Origin of the sequence: Noviherbaspirillum phoenicis (assembly GCF_047237965.1) — a bacterium.
Classification (GTDB): domain Bacteria; phylum Pseudomonadota; class Gammaproteobacteria; order Burkholderiales; family Burkholderiaceae_D; genus Noviherbaspirillum_A.
Map to the genome: position 1 here is coordinate 309,842 of NZ_JBDFLX010000001.1, position 26,540 is coordinate 336,381.

Annotated in this window: 23 protein-coding genes; 12 read left to right on the forward strand and 11 right to left on the reverse strand. The window is 62.4% G+C overall.

The annotated features are described in order from the left end of the window. The first annotated feature begins 10 nt into the window (after window positions 1-10). Window positions 11-1,204, forward strand: a complete 1,194-nt coding sequence (gene bamC / locus ABC383_RS01400; protein ID WP_413011287.1) for an NlpB/DapX family lipoprotein — start codon at window positions 11-13, stop codon at window positions 1,202-1,204. Between the two features lie 14 nt (window positions 1,205-1,218). After that, window positions 1,219-2,004: an MBL fold metallo-hydrolase gene (locus ABC383_RS01405; RefSeq protein ID WP_413011289.1), complete on the forward strand. Its 786-nt coding sequence runs from the start codon at window positions 1,219-1,221 to the stop codon at window positions 2,002-2,004. 143 nt (window positions 2,005-2,147) lie between these two features. Here ABC383_RS01405 and ABC383_RS01410 read toward each other — a convergent pair whose 3' ends face one another. Both ABC383_RS01410 and ABC383_RS01415 read right to left on the reverse strand, forming a co-directional pair. Next, a complete protein-coding gene (locus ABC383_RS01410) occupies window positions 2,148-2,435 on the reverse strand; it encodes a hypothetical protein (RefSeq protein WP_217344185.1) in 288 nt (95 codons plus the stop codon). 228 nt (window positions 2,436-2,663) lie between these two features. Continuing rightward, complete coding sequence (locus tag ABC383_RS01415) at window positions 2,664-3,785, reverse strand: ribosomal protein uL16 3-hydroxylase (RefSeq protein ID WP_413011291.1); 1,122 nt, start codon at window positions 3,783-3,785, stop codon at window positions 2,664-2,666. 96 nt (window positions 3,786-3,881) lie between these two features. On the opposite strand from ABC383_RS01415, the gene ABC383_RS01420 reads away from it, so the two are divergent. After that, window positions 3,882-4,418, forward strand: coding sequence for an FKBP-type peptidyl-prolyl cis-trans isomerase (locus ABC383_RS01420; protein WP_413011293.1), 537 nt, complete (start codon window positions 3,882-3,884; stop codon window positions 4,416-4,418). A gap of 84 nt (window positions 4,419-4,502) precedes the next feature. Here the strand turns inward: ABC383_RS01420 and ABC383_RS01425 are convergent, their stop codons facing one another. From ABC383_RS01425 to ABC383_RS01440, 4 genes are all read right to left on the reverse strand, one after another. Continuing rightward, a complete protein-coding gene (locus tag ABC383_RS01425; protein ID WP_413011295.1) occupies window positions 4,503-5,420 on the reverse strand; it encodes a hypothetical protein in 918 nt (305 codons plus the stop codon). Continuing rightward, window positions 5,417-8,017 (reverse strand): DNA mismatch repair protein MutS, encoded by a 2,601-nt coding sequence (gene mutS, locus ABC383_RS01430; protein WP_413016206.1) that lies wholly within the window; start codon window positions 8,015-8,017, stop codon window positions 5,417-5,419. Before mutS ends, ABC383_RS01425 begins: the two co-directional genes overlap by 4 nt. A 213-nt stretch (window positions 8,018-8,230) precedes the next feature. Next, window positions 8,231-12,868, reverse strand: a complete 4,638-nt coding sequence (locus ABC383_RS01435) for an EAL domain-containing protein (RefSeq protein ID WP_413011297.1) — start codon at window positions 12,866-12,868, stop codon at window positions 8,231-8,233. Between the two features lie 235 nt (window positions 12,869-13,103). After that, window positions 13,104-13,700, reverse strand: coding sequence for a response regulator (locus ABC383_RS01440; protein WP_413011299.1), 597 nt, complete (start codon window positions 13,698-13,700; stop codon window positions 13,104-13,106). A 113-nt stretch (window positions 13,701-13,813) separates the two neighbouring features. Here ABC383_RS01440 and ABC383_RS01445 point away from each other — a divergent pair, with 113 nt between their 5' ends. Beyond that, entirely contained in the window at window positions 13,814-14,302 is a 489-nt protein-coding gene (locus tag ABC383_RS01445; RefSeq protein WP_413011301.1) for a hypothetical protein, read from the forward strand. 48 nt (window positions 14,303-14,350) lie between these two features. Here ABC383_RS01445 and ABC383_RS01450 read toward each other — a convergent pair whose 3' ends face one another. Together ABC383_RS01450 and ABC383_RS01455 are read right to left on the reverse strand one after the other, a co-directional pair. Further along, a complete protein-coding gene (locus tag ABC383_RS01450) occupies window positions 14,351-15,688 on the reverse strand; it encodes a DEAD/DEAH box helicase (RefSeq protein ID WP_413011303.1) in 1,338 nt (445 codons plus the stop codon). A gap of 167 nt (window positions 15,689-15,855) precedes the next feature. Then, a complete protein-coding gene (locus tag ABC383_RS01455) occupies window positions 15,856-16,650 on the reverse strand; it encodes an inositol monophosphatase family protein (protein WP_413011305.1) in 795 nt (264 codons plus the stop codon). Between the two features lie 153 nt (window positions 16,651-16,803). Between ABC383_RS01455 and ABC383_RS01460 the strand changes: the two genes are divergently transcribed. Then, window positions 16,804-17,634 carry an RNA methyltransferase gene (locus ABC383_RS01460; protein WP_413016208.1) on the forward strand — a complete coding sequence of 277 codons (831 nt, stop codon included), beginning with the start codon at window positions 16,804-16,806 and terminating at the stop codon, window positions 17,632-17,634. A gap of 376 nt (window positions 17,635-18,010) precedes the next feature. Here ABC383_RS01460 and lexA read toward each other — a convergent pair whose 3' ends face one another. Then, entirely contained in the window at window positions 18,011-18,667 is a 657-nt protein-coding gene (gene lexA, locus ABC383_RS01465) for a transcriptional repressor LexA (protein WP_413011307.1), read from the reverse strand. Window positions 18,668-18,924: 257 nt separating this feature from the next. Between lexA and rpsF the strand changes: the two genes are divergently transcribed. The 4 genes from rpsF to rplI are packed head-to-tail and all read left to right on the forward strand — an operon-like array spanning window position 18,925 to window position 20,399. Next, complete coding sequence (gene rpsF, locus ABC383_RS01470; RefSeq protein ID WP_413011309.1) at window positions 18,925-19,293, forward strand: 30S ribosomal protein S6; 369 nt, start codon at window positions 18,925-18,927, stop codon at window positions 19,291-19,293. Between the two features lie 21 nt (window positions 19,294-19,314). Beyond that, window positions 19,315-19,635: a primosomal replication protein N gene (gene priB, locus ABC383_RS01475; protein WP_194713503.1), complete on the forward strand. Its 321-nt coding sequence runs from the start codon at window positions 19,315-19,317 to the stop codon at window positions 19,633-19,635. Window position 19,636: 1 nt separating this feature from the next. Next, entirely contained in the window at window positions 19,637-19,921 is a 285-nt protein-coding gene (rpsR, locus tag ABC383_RS01480) for a 30S ribosomal protein S18 (protein WP_194713504.1), read from the forward strand. A 25-nt stretch (window positions 19,922-19,946) separates the two neighbouring features. Beyond that, window positions 19,947-20,399 (forward strand): 50S ribosomal protein L9, encoded by a 453-nt coding sequence (rplI, locus tag ABC383_RS01485; RefSeq protein WP_413011312.1) that lies wholly within the window; start codon window positions 19,947-19,949, stop codon window positions 20,397-20,399. Window positions 20,400-20,506: 107 nt separating this feature from the next. Here rplI and ABC383_RS01490 read toward each other — a convergent pair whose 3' ends face one another. Next, window positions 20,507-20,950 carry a MarR family winged helix-turn-helix transcriptional regulator gene (locus ABC383_RS01490; protein ID WP_194713506.1) on the reverse strand — a complete coding sequence of 148 codons (444 nt, stop codon included), beginning with the start codon at window positions 20,948-20,950 and terminating at the stop codon, window positions 20,507-20,509. 131 nt (window positions 20,951-21,081) lie between these two features. Between ABC383_RS01490 and ABC383_RS01495 the strand changes: the two genes are divergently transcribed. The 3 genes from ABC383_RS01495 to ABC383_RS01505 all read left to right on the forward strand — a co-directional run bounded on the left by ABC383_RS01495 (window position 21,082) and on the right by ABC383_RS01505 (window position 24,259). After that, window positions 21,082-22,476: a replicative DNA helicase gene (locus tag ABC383_RS01495; RefSeq protein ID WP_413011314.1), complete on the forward strand. Its 1,395-nt coding sequence runs from the start codon at window positions 21,082-21,084 to the stop codon at window positions 22,474-22,476. 57 nt (window positions 22,477-22,533) lie between these two features. After that, the gene (locus ABC383_RS01500; protein ID WP_194713508.1) at window positions 22,534-23,160 is read left to right on the forward strand and encodes a DUF47 domain-containing protein; all 627 of its coding nucleotides are present in this window, start codon (window positions 22,534-22,536) and stop codon (window positions 23,158-23,160) included. 91 nt (window positions 23,161-23,251) lie between these two features. Continuing rightward, on the forward strand, window positions 23,252-24,259 hold the full coding sequence (locus ABC383_RS01505) for an inorganic phosphate transporter (protein ID WP_413011316.1): 1,008 nt from the start codon (window positions 23,252-23,254) through the stop codon (window positions 24,257-24,259). A gap of 452 nt (window positions 24,260-24,711) precedes the next feature. Here the strand turns inward: ABC383_RS01505 and ABC383_RS01510 are convergent, their stop codons facing one another. Then, complete coding sequence (locus tag ABC383_RS01510; RefSeq protein ID WP_413011318.1) at window positions 24,712-26,373, reverse strand: PhoH family protein; 1,662 nt, start codon at window positions 26,371-26,373, stop codon at window positions 24,712-24,714. Window positions 26,374-26,540: the final 167 nt, after the last annotated feature.

Sequence of the window (26,540 nt, forward strand, 5' to 3'; positions counted from 1 at the left end):
GATCACCCCTATGGCAGAACGCAGCACCGTGCAGCGCAGCATCGCTTATGCGCTCGCCCTGGCCAGCCTCGCTGGCTGCGGCTCCATCAATTCCTCTTTCGGCACTCTGCTCGAACCGGAACGCATCGACTACAAGAGCGCGTCGACCGCCGCCAGCAAGGGCAAGTCGCTGGAAGTGCCTCCCGACCTGACCCAGCTGCAGCGTGACAACCGTTACGCACTGCCCGAGTCGACCAACCGCGGCACCGCCACCGCATCCGGTTTCAACATGGCGCAAAGCGCCACGGCAGCTGCTGCACCCGCGGCGTCCGCCACGGCGACGCCGGTGGCGCCGCGCGTGACGGAGCAGGCGAGGGTGGAGCGCGACGGCAGCCAGCGCTGGCTGGTGGTGAAGATGGCGCCGGAAGTGCTGTGGCCGCAGGTCAAGGAGTTCTGGCAGGATTCCGGCTTTCTGATCGCCTCTGAGAATCAGGAAGCGGGCGTAATGGAAACCGACTGGGCGGAAAACCGCGCCAAGATACCGGAAGGCTTCCTGCGCAATACGCTGGGCAAGGCGCTGGATTCCTTCTACTCCACCGGCGAGCGCGACAAGTTCCGCACCCGGTTCGAGCGCACTGCCGACGGCAGTACCGAGGTCTATATCAGCCATCGCGGCGCCCAGGAAGTGCTGACCGGCGTGGAAAAGGAAAGAACCGTCTGGACGCCGCGACCCGCCGATCCCGAACTGGAAGCCGAATTCCTGTCGCGCCTCTTGGCGCGCCTGGGCGTCGAGAACACCCGGGCCAAGGCGATGGTCGCCAATGCGCCGCCGGTCGATCAGTCGCGAGCCAAGCTGGTGCGCGCAGCCAACGGCGGCGTGGTCCAGGTCGACGAAAGCTTCGAGCGCGCCTGGCGCCGCGTGGGACTGGCGCTGGACCGGGTCGGCTTCACGGTCGAAGACCGCAACCGTTCGCAGGGCGTGTATTACGTCCGCTACGTGGACCAGAACCAGGACGCCAATGGCAAGGTTGCCCAGAAGGGCTTCCTGAGCCGGCTCTTCTCCAGCTCCAAGGATGACAAGTCCAAGCAGGCGCAGCGCTACCAGATCGCCGTCAAGCCGGCCGGCGAGGTCAGCCAGGTCAGCGTGCTCAATAACGAAGGCAATCCGGAAACCTCCAAGACCGGCGATCGCATCCTGGCCTTGCTGACCGAGCAGCTGAAGTAAGGACGGGTAAGGGTTTGAGATTTGCCAGTCTGGGCAGCGGCAGCGAAGGCAATGCACTGCTGATATCGGGCGGTTCCGGCCCCGGCGCCGCCCGTACCAGCGTCATGCTGGACTGCGGCTTCGGCATCCGCGAAACCGAGCGCCGCCTGGCGCGCCTGGGCATGCTGCCGGGCGAGCTGAACGGCATCGTGGTCACTCACGAACATTCGGACCATGTCGGCGGCGTGTTCAAGTTCGCCCGCCGTCACCGGGTGCCGGTCTGGCTCAGTTACGGCACCTGGCAGGCCGTGCAGCGCGACTGCCATGACGTGGCCATCCATATCTGCCGCGATGGCGACGCACTGCACATAGGCGAACTCGAACTGACGCCCTATACGGTGCCGCATGACGCCCGTGAACCGGTGCAGTATGTGATCAACGACGGCAAGGCCCGCTTGGGCGTGCTGACCGATGCCGGCCAGTCCACACCGCACCTGGTGCAGGCGCTGGGCGGCTGCGATGCGCTGGTGCTGGAATGCAATCACGACCGCGACATGCTTGCCAACTCGCGCTACCCCTGGTCGCTCAAGCAGCGCATCGGCGGCGCCTACGGTCACCTGTCGAATGACACCGCGGCCGAGATCCTCGCCGCGCTCGACCGCAGCCGGCTGCAGCGCATTGTCGGCGCGCATCTGAGCCAGCAGAACAATACCCCCGAACTGGCCCGCCAGGCGCTCGAAAGCGTGCTTATGGGCGGCGGGCCCGACATCATGATCGCCTGCCAGGCAGAGGGCTTCGGCTGGACCGGCATCGAAGCCTGAGTCCAGGGCCGCTCTGAAGGCGTGACCCGTGCCTATGGGCCGATCCGCAGCCTGTGCCGCATTCCTGTTCCCACACGGTTTCCAACGCTTTCACAAGACGAAAAAAAACCGGCCAGAAGGCCGGTTTGAGATCGCTATGCTGATTACTTGGCTGCAGCAGCGGCGCTGGCGGCTTCGGAAGCTGCGGAAGCAGCAGCGGAAGCGGCGGCAGCAGCGTCGGATGCGGCGGAAGCGGCTTGTGCAGCAGCAGCGTCAGCAGCCGGCGCGGCGGCAGGGGCTTCAGCAGCCGGTGCAGCAGGTGCGGCAGCCGGAGCAGCGGCAGGCGCTTCAACAGCCGGTGCGGCGGCAGGAGCAGCAGCTTCTTCTTTCTTGCCGCAAGCCGACAGAGCAACAGCAGCCAGCAGGGTAGCGATCAGATATGTTTTTTTCATGGAATTTCCTCAGTAGATTAGCAATTTACGACGAATGGTTACCGGTGGTATCGCTCGATAGGCATACAGAGCCCGTGCCGGGTGGTCAATGATGCACCGCACAAGCCAGCTTTCCTAAGCCAGCCATTATAGCGGAATCATTTGCCATTGGGATAAAGCCAACTTCACCGGCGGCCTTAAAACCCGGTTTTGCTTCGCCTTTTATGTAACAAAAGTTTACGAGTGGCATTATCCCGGTAACAACCATCCATCCTCGTACCACGTGTACAAGGCTTCCTGGACATCATCGGAACTTGCCGCCACGTCCTCGCCGCTCAGCGAGCGCTCATTGGCCAGCAGCAGCAGCGCCTTGCGATCGGCCCGGCCGATGGCGAATGACTCGCCGTTGATGAACAAGTGCTTGCCGGCATACAGCATGCTGGTCTTGCGCGACAGCTTCACGCCTTTTTTCAGCACGCGCTGGCGGAACTTGCCGGGTTGCAGCATGGAACCGGGAGTATCGAAGACCACGCTCGCCTTGGGCTCGGACATGTATTCGCCGAGGAAAATCGCGATGTCGTCTTCGGTGAAGCGCACCTTGGCCAGTTCCGCGGCCACGGCGTCGAGCATCGGCTTGCCGATTTCCGCCGGGTGTTTCGCGGGCGACAGGTCCGGATCGGCATAGCGGCCGGGCAGGTCGATGCTGTCGGCCATGAACTGCAAAAAGGCTTCCCCGAGTTCCTGGTACGCCGGCGCACGAAACCCGATCGAATAGGTCATGCATTCGCCGACCGCCGTGCCGTCGTGCGCGTAATGCGGCGGCAGGTACAGCATGTCGCCCGGTTCCAGCAAGAACTCCTCTTCCGCCTCGAATTTGGCCAGGATCTTCAGCGGCATGCCTTCCACCAGCGACAGGTCTTTCTGGGCGCTGATGCGCCAGCGGCGCTGGCCGTGCGCCTGCAGCAGGAATACGTCGTAGGAGTCGAAATGCGGTCCGACGCCGCCGCCATCGCTGGCATAGCTGATCATCAGGTCGTCAAGCCGCACATCGGGAATGAAGCGGAATTGCCGCAGCAGGGCGTCGGCCGCATCGTCATGCAGGTTTACGCCCTGCACCAGCAGCGTCCAGTCCCTGCGCGCCGGATCGGGCAGCGTGGTCTGCGGCCCGGACTGCAGGTCCCACTTGCCGCCGGCGCGCGTGATCAGGCGGGATTCGACGTCGTCCCGTGCGGCCAGCGCAAACAAATCGTCCCGCGGCAGCAAAGCCTGGAAACCCGGCAGCGCTTGCCGGATCAAAAGGGGTTTCTTGTGCCAGTAATCGCGGAGGAACTGGGCCGGCGTGATATCGCCTAACAGAGTCATTTTTTTCATGGCGGTATTATCCCGGAAACGGGCGGCAGCAGGTCGCCCCGATCGCATCCGACGCGCCGCGTATAATCGCCGTCATATTCACTGAAAGGAAGGGTCATGAAGATTGCCAAGAACACCGTAGTGACAGTCCACTACAAATTATCGGATGCCCAGGGCAATCTGATCGAGGAAAGCAGCGAGCCCATGGTGTATCTGCATGGCGACTACGAAAACACGCTGCCGGCAATCGAAGCCGCGCTGGACGGCAAGGAGCAGGGCTACCAGGGCCAGATCCAGGTCGAGCCGGAAGATGCATTTGGCGAATACGACGCCGAACTGGTCAAGGTGGAGCCGCGCAACCGCTTTCCCGAAGACACCCAGGTTGGCATGCAGTTCGAGGGCATGCCCGACTCGGGCAGCGACGAGGAAGCAATGATCTTCACCGTCACCGATATTGCCGACGACAAGGTCGTGCTGGATGGCAATCATCCGCTGGCGGGCATGGCGCTGCGTTTCGAACTCAATGTGACTGAAGTCCGCCCTGCGACGGACGAGGAAATCGCGCATGGCCACGTGCATGGCGCCCATGGCCACGGTCATCATGACGATGATGACGACGAAGGCGACGCCTTCCGCACGATACAGGTCCACTAAGCCGGCATCCACGCCAGGCGCCCAGGCGGCCCCGCCCAGTCGGTTCGTGCGAACGACACTGGCAGCGGGGCCGTTTCCTTTGGATCAGCGCTCGCTCAGCGAAAACAGCGTTGCGTCCTCCGGCCTGACGTTGACCTTGAGCCATCCCGCCGGCAGCGCCAGTTCGCCGAGATTGCCGCGCCAGCGGATGCTCTTCGGCGCCGGCAGGCGGGCGCTCCCATGCACCACCAACACCTTGCCGCCGTAGCTGCCGGCCAGCGCCAGGATCTGGCGCCGCACTTCAGCGAAGCCGTCCCGCGCGCCGTCCGGGCTACGCACGCCGGTGCGCCCGGACAGCAGCGCCGGGTTGCCGTCGCAGAACAGCACGATGCCATCCCGCTTTTCCCGCTGGGCGAAGGTAAAGGTGCGCTGCAGCCAGTAACGGTTGGCAATCAGCCTGTCTTCGAATTCGCCGTTGCGGCCGGCATCGGTCAGGTAATGATTATTGGGCGCCGGCAGGTTGACGGTGGCAAACACGATATTGCCCACTTCCCAGCGCGCGTTTTCGGCATAGCTGCGGAATTTGCTCGAGGTCGACTGGCGCGACAGCGGAAGCCGCGTCGCGCCAAAACTCATTTCATCCTGAAAATACACGTCCCTGACCCGGGTCAGCCGTTCCATCGCGGCCGGACGGCCATTGCTGCGCTTGCAGTCGGCCCAGTCGCTTCCGGCCAGCGACAGCACCACGCCGTTCTTGGCCTGCGACAGCAGGGCCAGCCGCTGGTCGTACAGCGCATCGCTGCAGGGTTCGTCCACCGCCTTCACGCCATTGACCACCACGAACGCCAGGTTGTCCGCATCGCTCTCGATGATGGCCTTGCGCATCACGCCGTCGTCGGCCGCGCCGCGAAACACATGGCCGATGGCGCCGAAGCTGAATGGCATGGGCTGGGCCGATGCTGGTGACGCGGGCAGGGCCAGCGCCAGCATCAGCCCCAGGCAGCGCGCATGCAGCGCAGTCATTCGCCTTCTTGCTGCAGCAGGGCTTTCAAACGGTACAAGGCTTCCAGCGCCTCGCGCGGCGCCATGGCGTCCGGATCGAGTTCGGCCACGGCCTGCGCCAGCGCGCCCGGCGCGGGCGGCGCCTCGTCTTCCGGTTCGACCGGAGAAGCGGCAGGGGCGGCGGAGAACAGGTCGAACTGCGGCGACGGCTGCATCGAATGCGCTTCCAGTTCGGCCAGGTGGCGGCGGGCGGCGCGGATCACCGCCGGCGGCACGCCGGCCAGCTGTGCCACCTGCAGGCCATAGCTCTGCGAGGCCGGGCCGGGCTGCACCGCATGCAGGAAGACGATGCTGTCCTTGTGCTCCACCGCCGACAGGTGCACATTCGCCGCGGACGGATAAGCCTCCGGCAACTGCGTCAGCTCGAAGTAGTGGGTGGCGAACAGGGTGAAGCTGCGGGTGGTTTCGATCAGGTGCCGGGCAATCGCCCAGGCCAGCGCCAGGCCGTCGAAGGTCGAGGTGCCGCGGCCGACTTCGTCCATCAGCACCAGCGACTGCGCGGTCGCGCCGTTGAGGATGGCCGCCGACTCGGTCATCTCGACCATGAAGGTGGAGCGTCCGCCGGCGAGGTCGTCGGCCGCGCCGATGCGGGTATAGATGCGGTCGATCGGCCCGATGGTGGCGCTGGCCGCGGGAACGAAGCTGCCGACGTAGGCCAGCAGCGTGATCAGCGCAACCTGGCGCATGTAGGTCGACTTGCCGCCCATATTGGGGCCGGTGATGAGCAGCAGCCGCTTGTCGTCGCCGAGCACGCAGTCATTGGCGATGAAGCGCTCGATCGTGTTTTCCACCACCGGGTGGCGGCCCTGCTCGATGGCGAGCATGGGCGCGTCGACCAGCAGCGGCGCGCACCAGCCATGGCGCAGCGCATGGCTGGCCAGGGACATCAGCACGTCGGTTTCGGCGATTGCACGGGCCACCGACTGCAGGGTGTCGATATGCCCGGCCAGGTCGCGCAGCAGCTGTTCGTACAGCTGCTTTTCCCGCGACAGCGCGCGCTCCTGCGCCGACAGCGCCTTGTCTTCAAATGCCTTCAGTTCGGGCGTGATGTAGCGCTCGGCGTTCTTCAGAGTCTGGCGGCGCCGGTAGTCTTCGGGCACCTTGTCGGTCTGGCCGTGGGTGACTTCGATGTAGAAGCCATGCACCTTGTTGTATTCGACCCGCAGGTTGGCGATGCCGGTGCGCGCCCGTTCACGGGTTTCGAGGTCGAGCAGGAACTGGCCCGCATTCTGCGACAGGCCGCGCAGCTCGTCGAGTTCCGCGTCGAAGCCGGCCGCGATCACGCCACCGTCGCGCACCATGGCGGCCGGCTCGGGCATGATGGCGCGCGTCAGCAGGTCCAGGCAGGCATCCGGCGTGGCCAGCCGGTTTCCCAGGCCCACCAGCAGCGATGCGTCCGCATCGCGCAGGCAGCTGTCGAGGCAGCCGCGGATGGCGGGCAGTTGCTGCAGGCCGCGCGCCAGGCCGGCCAGGTCGCGCGGCCGCGCCGACAGCAGGGCGATGCGGGTGGTGATGCGCTCGATGTCGGGCACGTCGCACAGGCTGTCGGACAGGCCGGCGCAGCCGTCGGCGCGCAGCAGCGCATTGATTGCGGCATGGCGCCGCTGCGCGATCTGGCGTTCGCGCAGCGGATGATGCAGCCAGTGGCGCAGCATGCGCGAACCCATGGTGGTGCGGCAGTGATCAAGCAGCGAGAACAGGGTGGGGCCGGGGTCCTGGCTGCGCAGCGACTCCGACAGTTCCAGGTTGCGTCGGGTGGCCGCGTCCAGGCCGATGAATTCGTTTTCCCTTTCCACCGTCAGCGAGCGCACATGCTGCAGGCTCTGGCTTTGCGTCGACTGCGCATAGCGCAGCAGCGCACCGGCCGCGCCCAGCGCGGCATGCAGGCCATCGGCGCCGTAACCGGATAGCGTGGCCGACGACAGTTGCGCCAGCAAGGCCTTTTCGCCGGCCGGCACGTCGTAATGCCAGGCCGGCACCGTGGTTGCATGCGCCACCCACTCGGCATCGGCATCGCAGTCTTCGCCCAGCAGGATTTCTGCCGGCGCGATGCGTTCCAGTTCATGCCGCAGCCGCGCCTGCACGAAGCCGGGTTCGCCGGAAAACTCCATCAGGCGCAGCGCGCCGCTGGCCATGGACAGCCAGGCCAGGCCTATCGACATGGTCTTGCGCTGGGCATGGCGGCACAGCGCCAGCAGCGGGCGCTCCGCCTTTTCCGGCAGCAGGTCGGCATCGGTCAGGGTGCCGGGCGTGATGATGCGCACCACCTTGCGTTCCACCGGGCCCTTGCTGGTGGCGGGGTCGCCGATCTGTTCGCAGATCGCGACCGACTCGCCGGCCCGCACCAGCCGCGCCAGGTACTGGTCCACCGAATGGAACGGCACGCCGGCCATCTTGATCGGCGCGCCATTGGAGGTGCCGCGCTGCGTCAGCGTGATGCCGAGCAGCCGGGCCGCCTTCTCGGCGTCGTCGAAGAACAGTTCGTAGAAGTCACCCATGCGGTAGAACAGCAGGATGTGCGGATAGGCGGCCTTGATGCGCAGGTACTGCTGCATCATGGGCGTCTGTTTATCGATGTTTTGCAGAAAGCTGGTGTTTTCAGTGGGTTTCAACGCTGTGTCCGTCCGATTGCTTGCCTGTTGCGCTACGGCCTGATGCCGAACGCATGCTTACACGCAATAAAATGAGGGTGTCGGGCTGGCACTGCCATTACGCGGCAGGCCAAAGACAGGATTGTATGCGACCGGCTACGTCAAAGGGGGACCGGAGCTTCAGGCAAAGTGCGGTTCAGGCATGCCCTGGCTGGCGCAATACGCTTCGAATTCCGGCAGCGGCAGCGGCTTGCTGAACAGGTAGCCCTGGCAGGCCGGACAGCCCTGCGCGGCCAGGAAGTCGCGTTGCGGCGCCGTTTCCACGCCTTCGGCGATCAGCGTCAGGCCCAGGCTCTGGCCGAGCGCGATGATGGAGCGCACGATCGCCGCGTCATTCGGGTCGTCCAGCACATCGCGCACGAACGACTGGTCGATCTTGAGCTGATCCAGCGGCAGCCGCTTCAGGTAGGCCAGCGAAGAGTAACCGGTGCCGAAGTCGTCAAGGGAAAACATCACGCCGTGCGACTTCAGCAGGCTCATCCTGTCGATCACCGTGTCGATTTCCTCGATGATCACGCTCTCCGTCAGTTCCAGTTTCAGGCGGCGGGGATCGGCGCCGCTGCGCATGAGCGCGTCCAGTACCTGCGCGACGAAATCGGGATGCAGGAACTGGCGCGCGCTGACGTTGACGGCGACGGACAGGTGCGCCATGGCCGGCACTTGCGCCCAGCGCGCCAGCGTCGCGCAGGCGGCCTCCAGCACCATGCGGCCAAGCGCCAGGATCAGGCCGGATTCCTCGGCCAGCGGAATGAACAGCGCCGGGCTGACCAGGCCGCGCGCCGGGCTGCGCCAGCGCACCAGCGCTTCCGCGCCCATCACCCGGGATGCCGCATCGACTTGCGGCTGGTAATGCAGCAGGAACTCCTCTTGCGCCAGCGCCTGGCGCAGGTCGGCCTCGAGCGCGGCGCGCGCCGTCACGGCCTGCTGCATGTCGGGCGTGAACAGGCGCAGGGTATTCTTGCCCGCGTTCTTGGCACGGTACATGGCAAGGTCGGCGCGCTTGAGCAATTCGGTCACGGTGTCGCTCTGCTGCCTGATCAGGGCGATGCCGATGCTCACGGTGCTGTGATGCAGCAGCGTGGCCAGGCGGTAGGGCGCGTTGAGCGCGTCGATCATGTGTGTTGCCGCCTCGGCTGCCTGGCGCTCGGCACCCGGCTCATCCGCCACCAGGCCCGGCAGCAGAATCACGAACTCGTCGCCGCCCAGCCTGGCAACGGTGGCATCGGCATCCATGCAGCCGGAAAGCCGCTGCCCTACCTGCTGCAGCAGCAGGTCGCCCTGGTCGTGGCCGACCGAATCGTTCAGGGTCTTGAAGTTGTCGAGGTCGACGAAGAACAGTGCAGCCAGGCCCTGGCTGAAGTCGTGGGTCGACAGCAGCGCCTGCAGGCGTTCCCGCAGCAGCGCCCGGTTGGGCAGTCCGGTCAGCGGGTCGTAGTAGGCGAGCCGATGTATCTTTTCCTGGGCCGCATTGCGTTCGGTGACATCGGTGTTGATCGCCAGGATGGACTTGGGCTGGCCGGCATCGTCCCGCACCAGCGTCCAGTGTCCTTCGACGGCGATGCTGCTGCCGTCCTTGCGCCGCTGCACGATCTCGCCGCGCCATTCGCCATTGCGGATGACCTGCCCGGTAGCGGCATAGAACTGCTGCGGGTCGGCGTAGAGCAGGGTGGCGATCGACTTGCCAACCGCTTCGTCGGCGCGCCAGCCGTACAGCCGCGCCGCGCCGTCATTCCAGAAATGGATGCCATGGTTGAGGTCGCGCACGATGATCGCATCCTGTGCCTTGTCCAGCAGGGATGCCTGGGCGCCGATGCGCTGGGCCGCTTCCTCGCGCTCCATTTCCATGGCGGCGCGGGCCGCGAAGATGCGCAGCGTCGAGATGCCGAAGTCGGAGGCGGGCGACGCCTGTCCGCTCATGACCAGCAGCATGCCGATCGGCTCGCCGGCGCCGTTTTGCAGCAACGCGCCCATGCAGGACTGGCCGTTGAGCTGTTCCAGCGGCGAGCCGGCGGGGAAGCGGCCTTCCAGCCGCATGCCGCCAGCCGCGGCGCCTTGCCGCAGCAGGCTGTCGCAAGGCGATCCCGCAATCGCGAAGCTGCCGTTGGCGATCAGCTCGCCATGCACGATGGCCGCCACCGTCGCGGCTTCGCCAGGCTGTTCGGGATGCAGGCGGATCGCCAGCGCGGCCCGGGCCTGCAGCGCATCGGTGATGTTGCGGCAGAGCTGCTCGAAGAACTGCTTGCCCGTGCTGGACGACACCCCGGCCGCAATCTTCAGCACTGCCGCCTGCATGCGCCGCTGCTCTTGCTGGGCACGCAATGTGAGCAGGCCGTAGGCAAGGTTGTCGGCCAGCTCCTGCAGCAGACGTGTTTCTTCGACGGTGGCATCCTGGACGGCGTCGGAATACATCGCCAGCACGCCGAATGCGCGGCCCTGGTCGCGCAGCGGCAGGCAGAACACCGAGCGGTAGCCGCGTTGCGCCACCCATTCCAGCCAGGGTGAGAACACCGGGTCGCCGGCATAGTCGGGGTCATGCAGAAGGTCGCCGGAGATCGAAGGCTGGGCGCTGCGTATGGCCTTGCCGGCCGGGCCGCGGCCTCCCGGATGCTGCTCCGACCAGCTCATTCTCAGCTGTTTCAGATATTCCCTGTCACGGTCGTCGCCGGCATGCGCGACCGGCACGACGCTGCGCCTGCCATCCTGTTCCGCCTGGCCGACCCATGCCATCCGGTAGCCGCCGACCTCGCGGATCACGTTGCATACCTGCTGCAGCAGGGTGGCTTCGTCGGAAGAGCGCAGCAGCGCTTCATTGCAGCGTCCCAGCATTTTCAGCGCACGATTGGTGTGGCTCAGTTCCAGCGCCGCTTCCTTGCGTTCGGTGATGTCGATCGTGGTGCCTATCATGCGCAGCGGTTTGCCATGCGCATCGCGGCTGACGATGGTGCCGCGGTCCAGCACCCAGGTCCAGGCGCCGTTCCTGCCGCGCCGCCGCAGTTCCGCGTGGTAAGCCGGAACGCGACCCTTTGCCGCGTCCAGCGCCATGCGGCTGACGCGCTCGACATCGTCCGGATGAATATGCTCGCGCCATGTTTCAACGGTTTCGGTCGCTTCCCCGTCGCCGTAGCCCAGCATGGCGCGCCAGCGGCGGGATATATGCACCAGGCGGCCCGGAATATCCCAGTCCCATATGCCGTCGCCTGCGCCTTCAAGGGCGAACTTCCAGCGCAGTTCGCTTTCCTGCAGCGCCTGCTCCGCGCGCTTTCGTTCCGTGATCTCGTTGAGCAGCAGGGCATTGTTGTGACGCAGTTCCCTGGTGCGCTGGTCCACCCGTGTTTCCAGCACATCGCGCGCGGTGCGCAGCTTTTCTTCCTGGACCTTCTGTTCGCTGATATCGGTATGGGTGCCCAGGGTGCGCAATGGCTGGCCGTCGGCATCGCGCGCAACCACCATGCCGCGTGTCAGCAGCCATTTCCATTGGCCGTCCCTGGCCTGCACCCGCTGGGTGTTGACGAACTCCGGGGTCTCGCCGCGCAGATACCGTTCAAATTTGTCGATGACGGCCGGCTTGTCGTCCGGATGCACCAGACTTTCGAACTTGTCGATGCTTCGGTCCGGATTGACTGTCGGATAACCCATCAGCATGGCCCATTCCTTCGACATCTTCACCGCGCCGCTGCGATGGTCGAGATCCCAGACGATATCGCCGGCGCTCTCCAGTGCGGTCTTCCATCGGAATTCGCTGGCCACCAGCGCCGATTCAGTCTTTGCCTGCAGCCGGATCTGGCGCACCAGGCGGAATCCGAGCAATTCAAGCAGCAGCACCAGGCCGGTCACCGCAACGGTATTGACGAACGTGTCAGACCGCCAGGGTTCCAGCACCTCTTCCTTGCCCAGTGCCGCCACGGCGATCAGCGGGAAATCCGCGAGCCCTACGTAGCCATAAATGCGCTCCACGCCGTCCTGCCGCGCGGTCAGCAGGGCATTGCCTTCGCTGCCTTTGGACAGATGGTCGCGGTACAGGGGCCGGTCGGAGACGTTCTTGCCGATCAGGTTTTCCGCGGCTGGCCAGCGCGTGAGCACCTTGCCGTCCGCCATCATCAGAATGATGGCGCCGTCCTTGCCGATATCGATGCGCTGGTGGAAATGCTGGAGATAGGTCAGGCGGATTGCAGCAACGGCAACGCCGGCAAACTGTCCCGACGGGCTATTGATGCGGCGCGACAGAGTGACAACCCAGGCGCCCGTGGTGCGGTCTCTGAACGGCGGCCCGACGACGGCGGCGGCGCCGGGATTGTCGCGGTGATAAATGAAATATTCGCGAAATTCGCTGGTCAGATCGTTTCGCATGAATTGCTGGGAATTGACCAGCCACCGTCCCTGATTGTCCATGACCGTAAGCTTGTCCAGAAGGGCGACTTCCTGCGTCAGCCGCACCAGGAGCTGATGCATCGACTGCCTGTGGTCTGTCCCGAGGCCGTCGGCCTCCGCTTGCTGGACGATGCTGATCAGAGCGGTATCGGCAATCCGCAAGGTGTCGTTGGCATGCCGGGAAACGGCGCGCGCCAGGTTGGATGCCGACGTTCTCGTTTCGGCCAGCTGCTGCTGGCGAGTGCTCATGCTGCGCCAGCCATTGATGCCCAATACCAGCAGGCAAGCCGTAACCACAAACAGGGCTGCCACCATGCTGGTCGAAGGCTTGCGCCTGGCTACGCGATGGTGGCGCATCAGTCGGCCCAGATGGTGTAATGCTGCATGCATGGTCGTGATTCGCTGCTGAAGCCGCGTTGGAATTGTATGGAAATTGAGTAGGAATCAAAAGTTAATATACATTAACTTTTGATATATGCACCGATTGAAGCGGCTCCATGAACCTGGAAAGTGATGATGGTGGGCAAAATTTCCTGCTTTTCCATTCGTCGCCGCTATCGTCGAAGACTGGCCCGCAGCCACCAAGTCAACCGGGTCAGCGGTTGCCTGACATCCTCCCGGGACGCTAGACCAGTGGGCGATTTGCCGCGCGCTTGGCCTTCTGCGCATGGCAGGCGCGGATGTATCCCTTCAATTCCTCATAGACGATGGGCTTGGGAAAGTAGGTGACGCCTCTGGGCAGACCGCCCCTTGCCTCCAACTCCTCAATGCTGAGACTGGTCAGCACCGCAATATTGATGTCCGCCAGCTCTGAATAGGACATCACGGTCTGCATTACCTCGTAGCCGTCGATGCCGCGCATTACGATATCCAGGAGGAGTATGTCGGGCCTCACGCCGGCGATATCGATCAGGGCCTTGTAACCGTTTTCGCACATCCTCACCTCGATCGGCATCTTCCATGAGGTGAGCTGTGCTTCATAAATGCCGCGCTGGACCGGATTGTCCTCAACGATCAGCACGGTGAAACGCTCATCGTTCGGGGGCGGCGTCTTGCCGATGGTCGCCTTGTAGGCATGTACGGCGGAGAGTGGGATGCGGCGATGGCCGCCGCGCGTCTTCCATGCTTCGATTTCACCCGACTCCACCAGATGCTGCACAGAAGTAACCGACATGCCGAGCAACGTTGCTGCCTGCTGGGTAGTGCATACACCTTCAGTCATTTTTGACTCCGCTTTCATGATTTTGTTAATTCTCATAAAAAATACCAAATATGTCAAATTATTGTATTTATCGAAATTTTGGCCTATGATGTCGTTTCCATGAGGACATATTTATGAAGTCGCAAGGCTATTTGTCGAAAACAACAGTTTTCCGTCAATCATGGTTCTCATCTTTTACGTCGCGTTCGCGTATGCCGGACGCAGCAGCAACGTTGTGCGCAATGACACCTGAAAAAATGGATAAGGAAGAAACGATGAATGACTTGGAATCGGTAGCTGGTTCATCTGCCAGCTGCAACCATGGACCGATGCTGGATGCGCTGATGGCCAACCTGAAAGTGACGAGTGACGCTGCGCTGTCGCGCAAGCTGATGGTGCCGCCGCCGGTGATCAGCAAGCTGCGCAACAACAAGATCGGCGTTTCGGCAGGCCTCCTGGTGCGGATTCATGATGTCACCGGCATGTCGATCAACAAGGTCAGGACCATGCTGGGTTTGCCGATTCCGCAGCCACGCGAAGGCAGGACGCTGAAGAATGTCGTTTATAGCCCGATCGCGCCGCTGCCGGCCAGGAAGCGCCGTAGCTCGCGCAACGCGGAGTAGGCAATGCAACAGCGCCGCTGTCGCGGCGCTGTTTTGAGGCTTGAAGGACTAGCCAAATTTGCGGGAGCGGTTGTCGCCACGCCGGTTTTCCGACCCGGCGCCGCGATTACCCGTGCCGCTGCCGGCTGTCCTGCCCGACGGCGCCGCCGCTGTCCGTCCACGCGGCTGTGCATTGGCGCGCGGCGCATTGTTTCTGCCGCCGCCGTTACCACTGCGCAGCTGGATAGGCTGCGGCCGTGCAGTCGGATCCGGCTCGAAACCGGCAATCACTTCCCTCGGCAGCTCACGCTTGATCAGGCGCTCGATGTCGCGCAGCATGATGTGCTCATCCACGCATACCAGTGAAACCGCTTCGCCCGTGGCGCCCGCGCGGCCAGTGCGGCCAATGCGGTGCACATAGTCTTCGGGCACGTTCGGCAGATCGTAATTGACCACATGCGGCAACTGGTCGATATCGATGCCGCGCGCCGCGATATCGGTCGCTACCAGCACCTGCAGGCTGCCGTCCTTGAACTCGGCCAGCGCCCGCGTGCGCGCCGACTGGCTCTTGTTGCCATGAATGGCCATGCCGGTGATGCCATCCTTGCCCAACTGCTCCACCAGGCGGTTCGCGCCATGCTTGGTACGGGTAAACACCAGCACCTGACGCCAGTCATGGGCCTTGATCAGATGGGCCAGCAGCGGATGCTTGCGGTCGCGGTCCACCGGGTGAATTTTCTGCGCAATGACCTCCACGGTCGAATTGCGGCGTGCCACCTCGATCATCGCCGGCGAATCCAGCAGGCCGTCGGCCAGCGCCTTGATCTCGTCGGAGAAGGTGGCGGAAAACAGCAGGTTCTGGCGCTTGGGCGGCAATGCGGCCAGCACCTTGCGGATGTCGCGGATGAAGCCCATGTCCAGCATGCGGTCGGCTTCGTCGAGCACCAGGATTTCAATTTTCTTCAGGTCGATCGTGCCTTGCTGCATATGGTCGAGCAGGCGGCCGGGGGTGGCGACCAGGATGTCGACGCCCTGTTTCAGCGTCTTGATCTGCGGATGGATGCCGACGCCGCCGAAGATCACGGCCGACGTCAGCTTCAGGTATTTGCCGTAGATGCGCACGCTTTCTTCCACCTGCGCAGCGAGTTCGCGGGTAGGGGTTAGGATCAGCGCGCGAATCGGCCGTGCGGCCGAGGCAGGCTGGGTACCCGCGCCGGAAAGCCGGTGCAGGATGGGCAGCGTGAAGCCGGCGGTCTTGCCGGTGCCGGTCTGCGCGCCGGCCAGCAGATCGCCGCCGGCGAGGACGGCGGGAATCGCTTGCTTCTGGATGGGGGTGGGGGTGTTGTAACCCTGTTCTGTAACGGCGCGAACAATTGCTTCGGACAAGCCGAGTTCTTTAAATGACATAAAGCTCTATTGGATGGATCGGCCCGCCATGAGCGCCAGTAGCCGGCAGACGGATCGGGAAGTAGGGGTCGGAGTCGACAGCGGCAGCATACTGGCAGTGTGCCGCGGGGCGCAGTATAACAGGCGCGCCAGAGTGGCGCGCCGAAGCAGTGCGTTGGCGTGCTGGATCAGCGGGAGAATGGCGACAGGTGCGCGACCATCTGGGCGAAGATCTTCGGATTGCCGGCGATGATGTCGCCCTTGTACAGATAGTCGGATTCGCCGGCGAAGGTGCCGACGATGCCGCCCGCTTCGGTGATGAGCAGCGAGCCGGCGGCGGCGTCCCAGGGCTTCAGGTTCTTTTCGAAGAAGCCGTCGAGGCGGCCGCAGGCGACATAGGCCAGGTCCAGCGCCGCCGCGCCAGGACGGCGCAGTCCGGCGGTTTTCTCGGTCATGATCTTGAACATCTTCAGGTATTCATCCAGCGCGTCCAGGTTGGAGAACGGGAAGCCGGTGCCGACCAGGGCGTCTGCCAGCCTGTCGCGGCGGGTGACGCGGATACGCTTTTCATTCAGGTAGGCGCCAGCGCCCTTGGATGCGGTGAACAGGTCGTTGCGGCTCGGGTCATAGACCACTGCCTGCGTGATCTGGCCGCGCTGCTGCAGCGCGATGGATACGCAGTACTGGGGAAAGCCATGGATGAAGTTGGTGGTGCCGTCGAGCGGATCGATGATCCACACGTTTTCATTCTCGTCATGCAGGTTGGCCGATGCGCCAGATTCTTCCGCCAGGATCGCGTGATCCGGGTAGGCACTACGCAGCACCTCGATGATTGCCTGTTCGGCGGCCTGGTCGACTTCCGTCACGAAGTCGTTGTGGTTTTTCTCCGTGACCTGCAGTCGGTCGAGGTCGAAGGAGGCGCGGTTGATGATGGCGGACGCGCGGCGGGCGGCTTTGACCGCCGTATTGATCATGGGATGCATAGTGGTTCCGTTAAAATGGCGCATGCCTCGCGAGGCAATGGACCGCATGGAAAGAATATTAATGAGCGATGCGGTCCGGTTGGCTTGGTTCGTACTGCTTGCCAGCCCGTCCGCGAAATTCCCGCTATTTTAAATGAAGCCTTGAAAATCAGTATGTCTCTTTTCCACCGCGTTCGCTTTGTGCTGGTCGAAACCAGTCGTCCCGGCAATATCGGCGCTGCTGCCCGCGCCATGAAAACCATGGGCTTCTCCGAACTCGTGCTGGTACGTCCACGGCGCGACGATGCGCTGCAGGAGGAAGAGGCGGTCGCATTCGCCAGCGGCGCCCAGGATATTCTGAGTGGTGCACGGGTTGTCGAGACGGTCGATGAGGCGCTGGCTGGATGCAATTTTGCGGCCGCGGTCAGCGCCCGCCTGAGGGAATACTCGCCGCCGGTACTCACGCCGCGCGGCATGGCGGCGCATCTGGCGGGGGATGAAAGCCGGCATGCGGCGGTCCTGTTCGGTAATGAGCGTTTCGGGCTGCCTAACGAGGTAGTGCAGCGCTGCAATGTGCTGATCAATATCCCGGCCAATCCCGACTATTCGTCGCTCAATCTGGCGCAGGCCGTGCAGGTGCTGGCCTATGAATGCAGGTTGGCCTCGGTGGGCGACGCGTTGCCGGAGGCAGGCGTCGGATTCCGCGGCGAATCGGCCGACAGGGTGCAGACCGACGGCATGTATGGCCATCTGGAGGAGGCCCTGATTCATCTGGGTTTTCTGAACCCGGCCAGTCCTAAAAAGCTGATGCCGCGCATCAAGCGCATGTTCGCGCGCGGCGGTCTTGAAACCGAGGAGGTCAATATCCTGCGTGGCGTTGCCCGCCTGATTCTCCAGGCCGAGCCAGGAAAGAGAGGGCAGGGTCGGGGTGTGGCGGATGTTGGGCAGCAAGGTGAAGCGCCGTCGAAGGAAAGCGGCGGGCGGCATGGAGGCCAGGAGGAGTAATAGGCGGCGAGCCGGGTATGCTGCCGGGCCATTGACCCGATCGCATAGCGCATCAGCACAAAACGCCCATGGGGGCGGCGCATACCCTATGCAACCTTGTACTGCAGGCTAAATCGGTTACCTGAGCCGGCATGCCAGCTATAACGCGCGTCAACCATGTGGCACGCGCTGGATCGGGTGCCGGTAAGCATGGTTGATTGCTGGTCTGCTGATGCAACGATAATGATCTGGCAATCAGTAACGAAGCGCCGAAACTGCAGCAAGCGAGGATGAGACAAGCGAGGATGAGACAAGCGAGGATGAGACAAGCGGGGATGCCGGGGCCGGGCCGGCCATCGCAAAACCGAAAGCTGGTACCCGCCCCGTGATCCTTGCCTTAACTCCAGGCCCGCAGCAAACCCACCGCCAGGCCTTCCAGTGCGAATTCTTCGCGCCCCGGATGTACACGGATGGTTTCAAAGTCCGGATTTTCCGGAAGAAGCTCGATCACCGAGCCAGACTTCTTGTAGCGCTTCACAGTGACATCATCGCCCAGCCGGGCAACGACGATCTCGCCATTCTTGGCGCTGTCAGCCTTCTTCACCGCCAGCAGATCGCCATCCATGATGCCGGCGTCGCGCATCGACATGCCTCGCACCTTCAGCAGGTAGTCGGGCTTGCTGCGAAACAGCGACGGGTCAACGCTGTAGGTAGCATCGATATGCTCCTGCGCCAGGATGGGGGAGCCGGCAGCCACCCGGCCGACCAGGGGCAGGCTCAGGTGCATGACTGCCGGGTGCGGCGCCGGAACCATGCCGCGCAAGCCGGTTCTGTCGTGGGAGGCGTCCACCAGGCGGATGCCGCGCGACGTGCCCGGCGATATTTCAATCGCGCCCTTGCGGGCAAGGGCCTGCAGATGTTCTTCGGCGGCATTGGCGGAACGAAAGCCCAGTATCTGGGCAATTTCAGCGCGCGTAGGCGGAAAGCCGGTGTTTTCGATGGCATCCTGGATCAGCTTGAGGATCTGTTCCTGGCGGGCGGTAAGTTTGATCATGGAAACACCTGGAATGTAAGAAGCGGGGTGCCGAAATGTAAAGCTGTGTGGAATGACAGCCTGTATTTTTATACAGTGGCTGTGTAAAAGCAAGCGTGTACCCTGTTAATTAAGCGCTTTTAAAGGAAAATATTGCCGAAGCAGTGAATTGGCTTGAGTCGATTCCGGCTTTCTAGTATGATCGCGGGTTTTCCTCTTCCCACACTCGTCTTGACGCCGGGGTGGGCGATTCTTCAATCAGTCCAAAAGGAGTTTTCATGCGTCATTATGAAATCGTATTTATCGTTCACCCGGACCAGAGCGAGCAGGTTCCGGCGATGATCGAGCGCTACAAGGGCATCGTTACCACCCGCGGCGGCGTCGTTCACCGCGTTGAAGACTGGGGCCGTCGCCAGATGGCTTACATGATCCAGAAGCTTGCCAAGGCACACTATGTTTGCCTGAACATCGAATGCGACAGCGAGACCCTGGCCGAAATCGAAACCGGCTTCAAGTTCAACGACGCCGTCCTGCGCCACCTGACCGTCAAGATGAAGCGCGCTGAAACCAGCCCGTCGCCGATGATGAAGGCAGTGCAGAAGGAAGACGCCGCCAAGAGCCACCGCGCTGAAGCCAGCGCCGCCTAAGGCGAGGGATATTCCCGGAGCGTGAACCAGTTTCAGTTTGTTGCAACAATTGCCGAGCGCGAGGTTCTGCGCTACACCCCGGCAGGCATCCCGATCGTTTCCGCCCGTTTGCTGCATGTCTCGCAGCAGACCGAGGCAAGAATAGACAGACGGGTGGAATTTGAAATCGCCGCGGTTGCCGCCGGCGAGATTTCAGGAAGATTCCACAATGCCGACTTGGGCGGAACCTACCGGTTTTCCGGCTTTCTCTCTCGCAAGAGTCGCAACAGTAAAAGCCTCGTGTTTCATGTCAGCGATTTCGAGGCAGTCAACCAACATAGTGATATAGATACAGGAGCCTAAAATGGCATTCGGTAAAAAATTCGACAAGAGCAAGCTCAAGGAAAAGCGCAAGCAGCAAAACCCCCTGTTCAAGCGCAAGAAGTTCTGCCGCTTCACCGCCGCCAAGGTCGAGCAGGTGGACTACAAGGACGTCGACACCCTGAAGGACTTCGTCCAGGAAAACGGCAAGATCATGCCGGCACGCCTGACCGGCACTCGTGCCCACTACCAGCGTCAGGTCGACACCGCGATCAAGCGCGCACGCTATCTCGCGCTGCTGCCGTACACCGACCTGCACAACGCGTAATCGACGACTGGAATAGGAGAAAAACATGCAAGTCATTCTGTTGGATAAAGTCGTCAACCTGGGCAATCTGGGCGACGTCGTTCGCGTCAAGGACGGTTACGCCCGTAACTTCCTGATCCCTAACCGCATGGCACGCCGTGCAACCCAGGCCGCCGTGGCCGAGTTCGAAGTCAAGCGCGCCGACCTGGAAAAGGCTGCCGCCGAGAAGCTGGCAGCTGCCCAGGCCCAGGGTGAAAAGATGAGCGGCCTGACCGTCCAGATTTCGCAAAAGGCTGGCGTTGACGGCCGCCTGTTCGGTTCCGTCACCAATGCAGACGTTGCCGAAGCACTGAGCAAGCAGGGCTTTGCCGTTGAAAAGGTACAGGTTCGCATGCCCCAAGGTCCGATCAAGACCACCGGCGAGCATCCTGTCACCGTTTCGCTGCACACCGACGTGGCCGTCGAACTGACGGTTGCAGTGCAGGGCGAGCACGCCTGATATACGGATACTCATCCGATAAAAAATGCCGGGGATTCCCGGCATTTTTTTTGCGCGTTCCGCCTCTCGGGCAGCTGCTGCGCCGCAGCGGCGCAGCGCCCACCGATTCAGCTGTTGCCTATCATCCGACGCAGGAAGATCTTGAACTGCGCGACTTCCTCGGGCGTGAAGTCACGCAGATGATGGTTCAGCGCATTGATGGCCACCAGCGTCATCTGGTCGGCCAGGCTCTTGCCCTTGTCGGTCAGGCTGACCTGCACCATGCGCCGATCGGCATGACTGCGCAGGCGTCGTATGAAACCCTTTTCTTCGAGCCGGTCCAGCGCACGCGTCATGGCGCCCGTATCGATGGCCATTTCCCGTGCCAGGTCGGCTGCGGTGTCTGCGTGGCCGTGCAGCAGGCGCAGAAAAATGCCGAGCTGGGCATGGGTCATGTCGAACTCGGCAAGCGCGCGGTCTATCGTCGTGCTCAATTGCCCGCCGGCGCGTTTGAGCAGGTAGCCGATGCTCTCGTCCGGGGTGTAGTTGTCCAGTCGGTAAGGTTGGCTCATGGGCGGCGTCAGGTGAAAGGAGCAGCCAATGTAAACAGGGTGCATCCAATTATCAAGTACCGTATCGCACGGTAAACAGTTCGGTCAGCGAATTTCTGGCCTGCTGCTTTGGCCAGCGGCGAGCAGGTATAATGCGCGCCATGAATAGCCGTCCCGATCCGCAAGTCGATTCCCTACGCGTCCCGCCACACTCCATCGAAGCAGAACAGTCCGTGCTGGGCGGCCTGCTTCTGGATAATGCTGCCTGGGACCGCATCGCCGATTTCGTTAGCCAGGAAGATTTCTATCGGTTCGATCACCGCTTGATCTTCCAGCATATTGTCAAATTAATCAACAATTCCCGCCCGGCGGACGTGATTACCGTCTATGAGGCGCTTTCCTCGTCCGGCAAGGCCGAGGAGGTCGGTGGCCTCAGCTATCTGAATGCGCTGGCGCAGAACACCCCATCTGCCGCCAATATCCGCCGCTATGCCGAAATCGTGCGTGACCGCGGCGTGCTGCGCAAGTTGATCACGGTCGCGGACGAGATTTCCGGCGACGCCTTCAACCCGCAGGGCAAGGAAGTCAAGCAGATGCTGGACGAGGCGGAATCCAAGATTTTCGCCATTGCCGAAGAGGGTGCGCGCGGCGCCCAGGGTTTCCAGGAAATCCAGCCGCTGTTGACCCAGGTCGTCGAACGCATCGATGAGCTCTACAACCGCGACAGCCAGAATGACATCACCGGCGTGCCGACCGGTTTTGTCGACCTGGACCGCATGACGTCCGGCCTGCAGCCGGGCGACCTTGTCATCGTCGCCGGACGTCCTTCGATGGGCAAGACGGCATTCTCGATCAACATCGGCGAAAACGTGGCGATCGACAGCGGCCTGCCGGTGGCTGTGTTTTCGATGGAAATGGGCGGCGCACAGCTGGCCATGCGTATGCTGGGCTCGGTGGGCAAGCTCGACCAGCACAGGCTGCGCACCGGCCGGCTGGCCGACGAGGACTGGCCGCGCCTGACGCATGCGATCCAGAAGATGAACGATGCCCAGCTCTACATCGACGAGACGCCGGCGCTGAGTTCGATCGAGCTGCGCGCCCGTTCGCGTCGCCTGTCCCGGCAGTGCGGCAAGCTGGGCCTGATCATCGTCGACTACCTGCAGCTGATGTCGGCCAACTCCGCCGGCGAAAACCGGGCAACGGAAATTTCGGAAATTTCCCGTAACCTGAAGGGCCTGGCCAAGGAGCTCAACTGCCCGGTCATCGCGCTGTCGCAGCTGAACCGCTCGCTGGAACAGCGGCCGAACAAGCGCCCGGTAATGTCCGACCTGCGCGAATCCGGCGCTATCGAGCAGGATGCCGACGTCATTCTGTTCATTTACCGCGATGAAGTGTATAACCCCGATTCCCAGGACAAGGGCACTGCCGAGATCATTATCGGCAAGCAGCGTAACGGCCCCATCGGGGCGGTTCGGCTGACTTTCCTTGGCCAGTTCACCAAGTTTGACAACTACGTTGGCAATGCGCCGATGTACAGCAGCGAATAAACGCCGTTCGCGCCAGCCCAAGGACGCTGTCCCCCCTTTTTATCTGGAGAAACAATCATGTTTGGACGTCTGATGCCCAACGAGGGCAAATTTTTTGAGCTGTTCATTCAGCATGCCGACCTGTGCGTCAAGGGCGCGCGCGAGATGGTGGCGCTGATGACCAGCTTCGATGACCTGGAAAACCGGGTGCATGCCATTGAAGGCATCGAGAAGCAGGCTGACAAGGTCACCCACAACACGCTGGAAATGCTGCACAAGACCTTCATCACGCCGCTGGACCGCGATGACATCCATCAGCTCATTACCCGCATGGACGACATCCTCGACCTGCTCGAAGATGCGGCGCAGACGATCTCCCTGTACGACATCAAGAACACCACGCCGGAAGCCAAGCGCCTGGCCGAACTGTGCCTGGCCTGCACGGAAAAGGTCCGCGCCGGCGTCGCGCTGCTGCACAACATGGACAATTCGCGCGAAATTCTCGCCATCTGCGCCGAGATCGACCGCCTGGAATCGGATGCCGATCATGTGATGCGCGCCGCCATGTCCAAGCTGTTCCGCGACGAGCCCGACGTTCGCAACCTGATCAAGCTCAAGGCCATTTACGAGATCCTCGAAACCGTGACCGACCGCTGCGAGGACGTGGCCAATATCCTGGAAGGCATCATCGTCGAAAACGCCTGACGTTTTCAGGCGCCGGCGGCTGCATGCCGCCCCCTCCGGCGAGCGCCATCCCCTGGCGTTCGCCTGCCTCAATAGAATCCCAAGAACAATTATGCAAACTCTACAGATCAGCATTTATGCTCTCGCATTCCTTGTTGCGCTGGCGCTGATATTCGATTTCATGAACGGCTTCCATGATGCCGCCAATGCAATCGCCACCGTGGTATCGACCGGCGTGCTCAAGCCGCAGACTGCAGTGGCCATGGCCGCCGCCTTCAACTTCGTCGCGATTCTGGTGTTTCAGCTGAAAGTGGCGACGACGGTGGGGAAGGGCACGATCGATCCCGCCGTAGTCGACCACTATGTGGTGTTCGGCGCGCTGGTTGGCGCCATCGTATGGAATCTGATCACCTGGTATTACGGTATTCCTTCGTCCTCGTCACATGCGCTGATCGGTGGCCTGGTGGGCGCCGCTGTCGCGAAGGCTGGCACCGGTTCCCTGATCGCCGGCGGACTGCTCAAGACCATTCTGTTCATCGTACTGTCGCCACTGCTGGGTTTCATCTTCGGCTCGCTGATGATGGTGCTGGTGTCCTGGCTGTTCGTGCGGGCAACGCCGCGCCGGGTCGACAAGTGGTTCCGCCGCATGCAGCTGCTGTCTGCCTCGATGTACAGCCTGGGGCATGGCGGCAACGACGCGCAAAAGACCATGGGCATCATCTGGATGCTGCTGATCGCCGCCGGTGCCTCCTCGCCGGATGAGCACTTGCCATGGTGGGTCGTGATCTCCTGCTACACCGCCATTAGCTTGGGCACGCTGTTCGGCGGCTGGCGCATCGTCAAGACCATGGGCCAGAAGATCACCAAGTTAAAGCCTGTCGGCGGCTTTTGCGCCGAGACGGGGGGCGCGATCACGCTGTTCCTGGCAACCGCACTGGGCGTGCCCGTATCGACCACGCACACCATTACCGGCGCCATCGTCGGTGTCGGCGCTTCCAGGAAGATGTCGGCGGTGCGCTGGGGCGTGGCCGGCAACATCGTCTGGGCCTGGATCTTCACGATCCCGGCTTCGGCCTTCATGGCGGCGATTGCATGGTGGATAGGCACGCTGATTCTTTAAACTGCGTGCATCCGGTAGCAGGCCTACGCGGGAACAAGATGAAAAATGCGCCACTTGCCTGGCGCATTTTTTATGTCATTTTCCGGGGAAAATCCTTATGCAGCCAAGCTCGGCACATTCATCCTCAACTGGCGGTGCGGATATCATGACCGTCCTCGGCGGTCAGGTCGATGCATCGCAATCGGCACAATGCCTCTGTGACCTGGCTGGAATAAGCTTGCCGCACTTTCCGGCGTGACGGCCAATGCGCTTGATACCTACCGGCCGACGAAGTCACAAAGGCCGTGCGTGCATGGGAAGCGCATGGCGATACGGTCATTGTGGTCTTCAATGATCTGGCAACCGCAGCCCTGAAAAAAAACCGGGCCTTCGAATGCAATTCGCCGGCCCGGTTGACGTTGAGTAGTCAGTGACTTCTTTGGATGCGGGAGCAAGTCCCGCCTTCATTGCGGCTACAGCACCTCGCTCGCATGGTCTGCCAGGCGCGACCGCTCGCCGCGTGCCAGCGTCACATGGCCGCCGTGCGACCAGCCCTTGAATCGGTCCACCACATAGGTCAGTCCACTCGAGCCTTCGGTCAGGTAAGGCGTATCGATCTGCGCGATGTTACCCAGGCAGACGATCTTGGTGCCAGGACCCGCGCGCGTCATCAGGGTCTTCATCTGCTTGGGCGTTAGGTTCTGCGCCTCGTCGATGATCAGGTACTTGTTGACGAAGGTGCGGCCGCGCATGAAGTTGAGCGACTTGATTTTGATGCGTGAACGGATCAGGTCCTGGGTGGCGGCACGGCCCCATTCGCCGGCATCGTTATCCGACTTGTTGAGCACTTCCAGGTTGTCGTCGAAGGCGCCCATCCAGGGCGACATCTTTTCCTCTTCGGTGCCAGGCAGGAAGCCGATGTCTTCGCCGACCGGCACGGTGACCCTGGTCACGATGATTTCGTTGTAGGTCTTGGTCTCCAGCACCTGCGTCAGGCCGGCGGCCAATGCCAGCAGGGTCTTGCCGGTGCCGGCCTGTCCCAGCAGCGAAACGAAATCGCATTCCGGATCCATCAAGAGGTTCAGCGCGAAGTTCTGCTCGCGGTTGCGTGCAGTGATGCCCCAGACGCTGTTCTTGTTGTGGCTGTAGTCGCGCAGGGTGCGGATGACGGCGGTCTTGCCGTTGATCTGCGTGACATTGCCATAGAACGACGCCTCGCCATTGCTGGGCTCCATGTAGACGAACTGGTTGACCAGCATCGCCGGCACCAGCGGACCGGTCAGCCTGTAATAGGTATAGCCGGTGCCGTTCTTGCTCTCCTGCCAGGACTCCATGCCCTTGCCATGCTTGGTCCAGAAGTCGTCCGGCAATTGCAGGATGCCGGAGTACAGCAGGTCGGTGTCTTCCAGCACATGGTCGTTGAAATACTCTTCCGCCGGCAGGCCCATCGCACGCGCCTTGATGCGCATGTTGATGTCCTTGGACACCAGCACGATCGCGCGCCCCGGATACTGCGCTTCGAGCGCGCGCACCACGCCGAGAATCTGGTTGTCGGCCTTGCCCACCGGCAGGCCTTCGGGCAGCTCGATATTCTGCAGCTTGGTCTGGAAGAACAGGCGGCCGCGGGCATCCTTGTTGCCCAGCTTTGCCAGCGGGATGCCATCGTCGATCGCATTGTCATCGATGTCGGCAACCAGCGCGTCGAGCGAGCGCGACACCTGGCGCGCATTGCGCGCCACTTCGGACATGCCCTTCTTGTGGTTGTCCAGTTCTTCCAATGTCATCATCGGCAGATAGACATCGTGTTCCTCGAAGCGGAACAGCGAGGTCGGATCATGCATCAGCACATTGGTGTCGAGCACGAACAGCTTGGTGCTGCCAGCCTTGTCGGCGGCGCGGCTGGTGCTGGACTTGGCGCGGGTTTCGACCGCCTTCAATACCTTCGGGCGCGATTTGGCCGCGGCGGGTTCGGGCAGCTTGGCGCGGGTGACAGGCGCGGGTTCAGGCTTGGCAGGCGTGGCGGCAGGTTCAAGCAGCTTGATCGATGGCTTGACGGTCTTGCCTTTTTCCGCCTTGGGATAATCGCTCGGGGATAGCAGCGTTGCAGGCTTGGTAGGTAGTTTCGGAAGGGGCATCAGGACCTCAATCTAGGATGTCCGCAGCCCGTCAGCCGGGTGGGCGAACGGACAGGAGGGACGGTTGGCGGGGTAGTGCATGGAATGGCTGCGGTACCGCAGAATGCAAAAAGCCGTTTTGGAAAAGGAAGGCTCCTTTTCTTCAAACGGCTCTGGACTGAGGTTTC

Coding starts and splice junctions, on each gene's coding strand:
- bamC (WP_413011287.1), top strand. CDS start 11: ATGGCAGAACGCAGCACCGTGCAGCGCAGCATCGCTTATGCGCTCGCC.
- ABC383_RS01410 (WP_217344185.1), bottom strand. CDS start 2,435: ATGAAAAAAACATATCTGATCGCTACCCTGCTGGCTGCTGTTGCTCTG.
- ABC383_RS01415 (WP_413011291.1), bottom strand. CDS start 3,785: ATGAAAAAAATGACTCTGTTAGGCGATATCACGCCGGCCCAGTTCCTC.
- ABC383_RS01420 (WP_413011293.1), top strand. CDS start 3,882: ATGAAGATTGCCAAGAACACCGTAGTGACAGTCCACTACAAATTATCG.
- ABC383_RS01425 (WP_413011295.1), bottom strand. CDS start 5,420: ATGACTGCGCTGCATGCGCGCTGCCTGGGGCTGATGCTGGCGCTGGCC.
- mutS (WP_413016206.1), bottom strand. CDS start 8,017: ATGATGCAGCAGTACCTGCGCATCAAGGCCGCCTATCCGCACATCCTG.
- ABC383_RS01435 (WP_413011297.1), bottom strand. CDS start 12,868: ATGCATGCAGCATTACACCATCTGGGCCGACTGATGCGCCACCATCGC.
- ABC383_RS01440 (WP_413011299.1), bottom strand. CDS start 13,700: ATGACTGAAGGTGTATGCACTACCCAGCAGGCAGCAACGTTGCTCGGC.
- ABC383_RS01445 (WP_413011301.1), top strand. CDS start 13,814: ATGAAGTCGCAAGGCTATTTGTCGAAAACAACAGTTTTCCGTCAATCA.
- ABC383_RS01450 (WP_413011303.1), bottom strand. CDS start 15,688: ATGTCATTTAAAGAACTCGGCTTGTCCGAAGCAATTGTTCGCGCCGTT.
- ABC383_RS01455 (WP_413011305.1), bottom strand. CDS start 16,650: ATGCATCCCATGATCAATACGGCGGTCAAAGCCGCCCGCCGCGCGTCC.
- ABC383_RS01460 (WP_413016208.1), top strand. CDS start 16,804: ATGTCTCTTTTCCACCGCGTTCGCTTTGTGCTGGTCGAAACCAGTCGT.
- lexA (WP_413011307.1), bottom strand. CDS start 18,667: ATGATCAAACTTACCGCCCGCCAGGAACAGATCCTCAAGCTGATCCAG.
- rpsF (WP_413011309.1), top strand. CDS start 18,925: ATGCGTCATTATGAAATCGTATTTATCGTTCACCCGGACCAGAGCGAG.
- rpsR (WP_194713504.1), top strand. CDS start 19,637: ATGGCATTCGGTAAAAAATTCGACAAGAGCAAGCTCAAGGAAAAGCGC.
- rplI (WP_413011312.1), top strand. CDS start 19,947: ATGCAAGTCATTCTGTTGGATAAAGTCGTCAACCTGGGCAATCTGGGC.
- ABC383_RS01490 (WP_194713506.1), bottom strand. CDS start 20,950: ATGAGCCAACCTTACCGACTGGACAACTACACCCCGGACGAGAGCATC.
- ABC383_RS01495 (WP_413011314.1), top strand. CDS start 21,082: ATGCGCGCCATGAATAGCCGTCCCGATCCGCAAGTCGATTCCCTACGC.
- ABC383_RS01500 (WP_194713508.1), top strand. CDS start 22,534: ATGTTTGGACGTCTGATGCCCAACGAGGGCAAATTTTTTGAGCTGTTC.
- ABC383_RS01505 (WP_413011316.1), top strand. CDS start 23,252: ATGCAAACTCTACAGATCAGCATTTATGCTCTCGCATTCCTTGTTGCG.
- ABC383_RS01510 (WP_413011318.1), bottom strand. CDS start 26,373: ATGCCCCTTCCGAAACTACCTACCAAGCCTGCAACGCTGCTATCCCCG.